At 67.4% G+C, this 7,072-nt stretch carries 5 protein-coding genes; 2 read left to right on the top strand and 3 right to left on the bottom strand.

The window, feature by feature from the left end; translation table 11 throughout:
• Positions 1-1,843 (bottom strand): SNF2 helicase associated domain-containing protein (locus tag ACT84W_RS08695; protein ID WP_444328926.1); only part of this gene is annotated, 1,843 nt, incomplete at its 3' end.
• A 136-nt stretch (positions 1,844-1,979) separates the two neighbouring features.
• Between ACT84W_RS08695 and ACT84W_RS08690 the strand changes: the two genes are divergently transcribed.
• A complete protein-coding gene (locus ACT84W_RS08690; protein ID WP_444328925.1) occupies positions 1,980-3,911 on the top strand; it encodes an oxidoreductase in 1,932 nt (643 codons plus the stop codon).
• Between the two features lie 118 nt (positions 3,912-4,029).
• Here the strand turns inward: ACT84W_RS08690 and ACT84W_RS08685 are convergent, their stop codons facing one another.
• Positions 4,030-5,505, bottom strand: a complete 1,476-nt coding sequence (locus tag ACT84W_RS08685) for an alpha/beta fold hydrolase (RefSeq protein ID WP_444328924.1) — start codon at positions 5,503-5,505, stop codon at positions 4,030-4,032.
• Positions 5,506-5,596: 91 nt separating this feature from the next.
• Here ACT84W_RS08685 and ACT84W_RS08680 point away from each other — a divergent pair, with 91 nt between their 5' ends.
• Positions 5,597-6,415 (top strand): alpha/beta fold hydrolase, encoded by an 819-nt coding sequence (locus ACT84W_RS08680; RefSeq protein ID WP_444328923.1) that lies wholly within the window; start codon positions 5,597-5,599, stop codon positions 6,413-6,415.
• 290 nt (positions 6,416-6,705) lie between these two features.
• Here ACT84W_RS08680 and ACT84W_RS08675 read toward each other — a convergent pair.
• Positions 6,706-7,072, bottom strand: a 367-nt coding sequence (locus ACT84W_RS08675; protein WP_444328922.1) for an aspartate-semialdehyde dehydrogenase, incomplete at its 5' end; no start/stop codon positions are given.

The raw sequence follows: 7,072 nt of genomic DNA, 5'->3' as shown, positions 1-7,072 counted from the left end.
GGGCCCGGCTGCTCGGCAGGCCAAAGTCGCCGCCCACGAGCTCCTCGACGCTCACGCCGAGGCCGTCCGCGAGCTCATCGGCGAACTGGAGGTTCTCGCCGATGCGCACGATGTCGCCCGTGGAGAGGCGCACGAACTTCTGTTTCCGCTTCCATCCTGCGAGGTAGTCGAGCAGCTCGCGCTGGGTGAGCCCCGAGGCGCCGAGCTCGACGTCGAGCAGGTTGCTCTTTACCGTGGCGCGAACCGAGAGGCTCGGCGAGGGGCGTACGTTGATGGCGCGCAGCCTGTCGGAGAGGAGCACCTCGCCCAAGGCAGAGAGCTCCACGAGCCCGTCGGTGAGAAGGCGATAGAGCAGCTCCTCGTCCTCCTCGTCGAATACGAGCCTTCCCTCGTCCACAGGGAAATAATCCTCGAGGACGTCGAGCACATGATACTCGGCGGCGAGGTCGCGCGGGGGCTGGCCCGGGATGTCCTCGGGCCCGCCGACGAGGGTCTCCCACTGCCCGTAGGCGACCTTCGGCCAGCAGACGATCTGGCCGTCCTCCAAGCTGATGCGGAAGCTGAACTCGGGATCGGGCGGTGCCGCCTCGGCAAGCGATGCCGGGGCCTCCAGGTCGCACCAGTCGCGCAGCACCGGGAGCACCGAGCGGCAGAACTCGGGGACGTCCCTCGTGTTCACGTGAGGAGTGCCGTAGCCCCTCCTGAGCGCGGCGAGCACAGGGGCCGCCGTGGTCGCGAAGCCGGCGGAGGCGCGCACGACGCAGTCCTGCTCCACGACGTAGCATCTCTGGCCGGAGACAAAGACCCGCAGGTAATCAGGCAGGACGATGTCGTAGCCGCCAGATAGGCCCTCGATGATCTCGCACTCGATGCCCGGGTCGCCCTCCCCGACCGGGAAATCGCGGGCGCGCTTCTTTGGGACGAGGTAGCCCCAGCGGTCGCGCTCGGGCTCCGCCGCGACGTCAAACTGGACGGATGCGCCCTGCATGACGTCGAGCACGTCGCACGCGTCGGCGTCCGAGAGCGGGAGCTCCTTGATATCGGTCCCGCGCCCGCCGCCCGCATAGTCCCAGCGCGAGAGGTAGAGCGCCTGCTGTGTGTCCACGATGCGCCCCACGAGATCAAGCAGCTCGGCCGAGCGCGCGTCGAAAGCGTCGCGCGTGTGGGCGAAGGAGAGCTTCTTTCCATAAGAGACCTCGTCGCCGTCGCGCCAGGCGCGCACGAGGGAGGCGACGTTCTTCACGATGTACTTGGCGTTGCCGCGACGGACGGTGAGCTTCATGGCGGCGCCGTCGCCGCTGAAGGAGCGCTCGGACTCGCCGAGGTGGACGAGCAGCGTCGCCTTCTCGGCAGGCCGCTCGCCGCGAAGCGCGCCCGCGGCCCGGCGGCGCCGGGCGCCCGCGTCGCGCAGACGCCGCTCGGTGGCTTCCTGCAAAAGGTCGCTCACGGCGCCGCTCGTCGCGGACTCCGACGGCCTGCGGGGAGCGGGAACGGAATAGAGGCTCGCGACAGGGGCGGCGGGCTGTGGCGCGGGGCCGTTGAGGTACTCGAGCGCGAGCGCGACCTCGTGCTTGCACATGCCGTCGTAATTCGCCGCGGCGGGACAGCCGCAGGAGTAATCGAGGACCTCCCCAGAACCGGTGTCGAGGTCGACGGAGACCGAGTAGTAACCGCCGTCCGAGCCGGCGACGCGTCCCCTGAGGCCGACCGTCGAGCCGAGCTCGCCGCCGTTCTTGGCGAGCTTGAGGACGCCCCCGTCGCGCCAGATCGCGACGCCGCGCTGGTACGTGCTCGGAAGCGCCGCCTCCGCGCGCAGACGCTCGATGACCTTCTCGCCCGCCATAGGACTCCCCTCGCCGATTTCGTTACCACGATACCCGAGCCACAGGGCAAAAATGCCATCAATGGGGCGGGTCGGCGAGTTGCCGGGATCTACTGCCCCCCAGCCCACGCGACGCATACCGAGGAAGGAACGAACCATGGAGAAGTACCCGATGCTGTTCTCGCCCATCAAGGTGGGGACCCAGACCGTGAAGAACCGCCTTTGGATGCCCCCGGTGTCCACGAACCTCGCGGTCGACCACGGGCACGTCTCGGACGCGCTCATCGAGCACTACACGAACCGCGCGAAGGGCGGTGTCGGCCTCATCGTGACCGAGGTCGTCACAGTGGAGCCCACCTACGACATGTGCATGGCCGACGACTCCTTCATCCCCGGCTGGGAGAAGCTCTGCGCGAGCGTCCACGAGCACGGCGCGAAGATCCTGCCGCAGCTCTTCCACCCCGCGTTCATGGCCTTTCCCGTCCCCGGCACGCCGAGGCTCATCGCGCCGTCGTTCGTGGGGCCCTACTACGCCCGCGAGGCGCCGCGCCCCGTCACGCGCGAGGAGCTCAAGGCCATCATCCGCCAGTTCGGCGACGCGGCCGAGCGCATGAGGCGCGCCGGCGCAGACGGCGTCGAGGTCCACGCGGCGCACGCGCACGGGCTCCTGGGAGGCTTCCTCACGCCGCTCTACAACAAGCGCACCGACGAGTACGGCGGCGACATCGACGGGCGCCTCAAGCTCACGCTCGATGTGGTGCGCGAGGTCCGCGAGCGCTGCGGCGAGGACTTCATCATCGACGTGCGCATCTCCGGAGACGAGTACTCCGAGGGCGGGCTCACCCTGCGCGACCAGGTCTACGTCTCCAAGCAGCTCGAGCGGGCAGGCGTCGACATGCTCCATGTCTCGGGCGGCACCACCATCAAGCGCGGCAGCGCCATCCCCGGCAACGGCACCGCCCCCGCGAGCCACGCCGCGCTGTCCCGCGAGATAAAGAAGCACGTGAGCATCCCCGTGGCGACCGTCGGGCGCATCACCGAGGCGTGGGTCGCCGAGGAGCTCATCGAGGACGGCTACGCCGACGCCTGCATGATGGGACGCGCGAACGTCTGCGACGCCCAGTTCGCGAGGAAGGCCGCGGAGGGCATGACCTCCGATATCCGCCCCTGCATCGGCTGCTTGCGCTGCCTCAGCGGCATCATGTTCGGCAAGCCGATCTCGTGCACGGTGAACCCGGACGTCGAGGGCGACGACGGCGCGGTAGAGCCCGCCGCGGCAAAGAAGGACATTCTGGTGGTGGGCGCGGGCCCCGCGGGCATGGAGGCCGCGTTCGTGGCCGCGCGCCGCGGGCACCACGTCGTCGTGGTCGACGACCAGGACGAGGTCGGCGGCACCATGCGGATCGCCGCCGTGCCCATCGCGAAGCAGGACCTCTGCCGCGTCATCAAGTACCAGGCGCGCAGGCTCGAGCAGGAGGACGTCGAGGTGCGCCTCGGCGAGCGGCTCACCGCGGAGGACATCGCTCGCGACTACGCAGGCTACGAGGTCGTCGCCGCCTACGGCGCCGAGCCGATCGTCCCCGCGTCGATGACGGGCTTCAAGCAGGTCTGCACCGCAGACGACATCCTCTACGGCCGTGTCCACCCCGGAAAGAGGATCGTGATCGTCGGAGGGGGCTCCGTCGGCTGCGAGACCGCCGACTACCTCGCGCCACTCGTGAATGACCTCGCGAAGACGAACCGCGAGATAACGCTCCTCGAGATGACCGATGCGCTGGCGGCGAACGAGTCGGGCGCAGGGCGTGCCGTGCTCATCACGAGGATGATGAGCAAGGGCGTTCGCGCGATCACGGGTGCGAAGGTGACCAAGGTCACCGAGGACACGATCGCGTATGAGAAGGACGGCGAGAGGCACGTGATCGAGGGGGCGGACACGCTCGTGCTCGCGCTCGGGTATCGCCCTGACTCGGCGCTCGCGGACGGCCTCGCCGCCGTCGACACGACGGTCCACGCGATCGGGGACGCCCAGAAACCCGGCAACATCCGCGACGCCATCGGGGCAGCGTACGCTTTGGCGAAGGAAATCTAGGCTTAGGCAGGGGTTTCCTCCTCGAATAGTTAGGCACAAGGGTTGGCTCAACTATTAATTGTGCCAACCCTTGTGCCAATATAATAGCGCCTTATACCAGCAAAATCCTGCTTTTCGTCTACGAGAGGACGCCCTCGAGGTCTCCGCGGTCCCGAGCCTCATCGAAGAGATGCTTGAAGACCTTGTTCCCATGGAGACCGTCGTGCTCGAACTCGTTGGTGACCCACGCTCGGCTGTTGCCGACGCGCGAGAGCGTGTCGAGCTGGAGCCCCGAATCCACGTACAGGTCGTCAAAGTAAACGGTGCAGCGCAGCGGGACGGAGTTGGCCGCGAGCTGCTCGCCGTCGTAAAGCTGCCCGAACTCGGTATCCTCCATGAGGACGTCCATAGCCGCCGCGAACGGCGTGAGCGCCGGGTCCTCCTGGAACATCCAGGGGAACATCGCCTCGCCGAAGAACATGAGCGGTCGCGCGTCCTCGGAGAACTCGGGGCGCTTGGCGGCCTCGCGTGCAGCGGCCCAACGGATGGGCTCATCCATATGCCCGTCGGCGTAGATGAACTCCTGAAGCGTCCAGTAGAGCGGGTTCGTCGCAGAACCGGTGAGGGTCTGGACACCCTCGGCGAAGCCGCGGTTCACATAGACCTTCCGTGCATCTCCGCCCGCAGCAGCGAGTGCTCCGGCCGCGCTGCCGTCGCCCTCAGAGAACGCGAGGTCGAGCAGGTTGTGCAGGCGCTCGGGCGCCGGCTTCATGCCCAGGCCGCCGCCCGCGAGCTGGAGCCTGCGCACCGAGAAGGGCGAGCCGTCCGGCAGCACGACGTCGCCGGCGGAGAGCCTGTCTGCCAGCAAGGCGACGCGCTCCTGATCGACGGGGTACTTCTGGTACCAAGAGCAGGTCTTCTCGGCCATGCGGGGGAAGGTGTGCGCATACACGTCGGCCGCGCTCGCGGGGACGTGCGGGATACCGCCGCCGACGAAGGAGGCTGCCACGCCCGCGGGGAACGTGCTCAGGTTGCAGAGCGTGAGGAAACCGCCATAGCTCTGCCCGAGCGTGACCCAGCGCGCGCCGCCGAACTCAGCCAGGCGCAGATACTCGAAGTCACGGACGATGGAGTCGGCGAGGAAGCGCTTGAGGTAGTCAGCCTGATGACGAGCGGGATCGAGGCCGAGTGCACGAGCTTCCTCGGCGACCTGTTCCATCCGATGGCCGTCGACCGCAGAAGAGCGCCCTGTGCCGCGCTGGTCGGGAAGGATGACGCGAAAGTGCTTGACCGCCTCCTCGATCCAACCGTCGGTGCAGGCGTCGAGCACGCGGGGGCCGGCGCCGCCGGGGCCGCCCTGGAGGAACACGATGAGCGGCAGATCGCGTCCAACGTTTTCCGGCAGGCAGAGCGTGCGATAGAAGAGCCGGAGTTTCTTTACGGCGAAGCTGGGGTCCGGCTCGAGCGACGAGGAGGCCAGGGAGAGCCTCGAGGGCTCGGGGTCGTCGACGCCGGCGACCTCGGCTGGGCTCGTCCCGCGCCAGTCGAGCGGGACGTCGACGGCATGGTCCTCGAAGTAGAGACCAGGCAGGTAATACTTGGACAGAAGCGCCATGTGAGCTTCCTTTCTGCGTAGACTGTTCTGCAGTATGGCACACTCGCCGCGGCCGTCCGCTGCCGGCGGCAGAGCAAGGAGGGAATCGCCGATGTACTCGACGCACTACGAGGTGGAAGGGCCGGCAGACGGGCTTCCGATGCTGATGCTCCACGGGTTCGGCTGCGAGCTCGGGCTCATGCGCGGCTGCATGGAACCGCCGATCGCCGAGGCGGGCAAAGCCGACGCTTTGTTGCGCGTCTACGTTGACCTGCCGGGTCACGGCCGCAGCAACAGCGCGCCGCTCTCGCTGGCCTCGAGCGACGCGATGCTCACCGAGTGCCTGCGCATCATGGACGAGGTCGCCCCGGGAAAGAAGTCCGCTGTTGTCGGCCAGTCCTACGGCGGCTACCTCGCGCTCGGGATGATGGCGAGCGTCCCGGAGCGGCTCGCGGGAGCCGCGCTCATCTGCCCTCTTGCCGTGGACGACCTCGCGCGAAGGCGCGTCGAGGAGGGACGGCTTCTTTCCGCCGACGAGAAGTTCCTGGCCACATTGACCGAGGCCGAACGCAAGAGCTTCCTCCAGAACGCCGTGCGCGCCGACGGTAAGACTTGGCAGCGTTTCCGCGATGAGGAGGCACCCGGCTTCGCGAGCGCGAACCCGGAGTTCCTCGATGCCGTTGATGAGCACTTCTCGCTGACACACGGCGTGCGGAACCTGATAGACGGCCCCGATTTCTGCGAACCCTGCGCGATCGTCTGCGGGCGTCAGGACTCTATGGTCGGGTTCCGAGACCAGGAGCTTCTCTTGCCAAAGCTGCCGCGGGCGACCTTCGCCGTCCTCGACGTCGCAGGCCACAACCTTCAGTTTGAGCAGCCGGCGCTCTTCAACGCGATCATCGTCGATTGGCTGGAACGGCTCGGGTACTGAGCGCACTCGGCCGGCAGCGGGCTCGCCGCTCCCACCATTACTGAGTGACAGTCATTGCGTGCAGCTTTCTGGGACACCCATCACCCTGGGACACCCATCACCCAATGACTGTCACCGGCTGCAGGTGAACCATCACTGGGTGACTGTCACTGGCTGAAGGTGAATGTCGGCGGCCGCGGCATTCGCGGGACACTCGCGCATTACTAAATAAAGGATGGGCGCGGACTTTGCGAGAAATAGCTTCACAAAGTCCGCGCCCATCCCTAAGTTAAACGCAAGGTTACCGAAGCTTAGACGAGGTACTCGGCGATCTGGACGGCGTTGGTGGCGGCGCCCTTGCGGATCTGGTCGCCGCAGCACCAGAAGGTGAGGGAGTTCACTCCGTCGGGGGCGCTGAGGTCGCGGCGGATGCGGCCGACGTAGACGAGGTCCTGGTCGGAGGTGTCGAGCGGCATCGGGTAGCGCAGGTTCGCAGGGTCGTCAACGACCTTGACGCCGGGCGCGGAAGCGAGGATCTCGCGAGCCTCGTCGGGCGAGATCGGCCGCTCGAACTCGGCGGTGATGCTCTCGGAGTGCGAGCGCATCACGGGAACGCGCACGCAGGTGCAGTTCACGCGGACCTCGGGCAGGTGCATGATCTTGCGGCCCTCGTTCTGC

Origin of the sequence: Paratractidigestivibacter sp. (assembly GCF_052362415.1) — a bacterium.
Taxonomy (GTDB): Bacteria; Actinomycetota; Coriobacteriia; order Coriobacteriales; family Atopobiaceae; genus Paratractidigestivibacter.
Note: the sequence above shows the minus strand (reverse complement) of the source record. Positions and strands in the feature narration are given on the sequence as shown.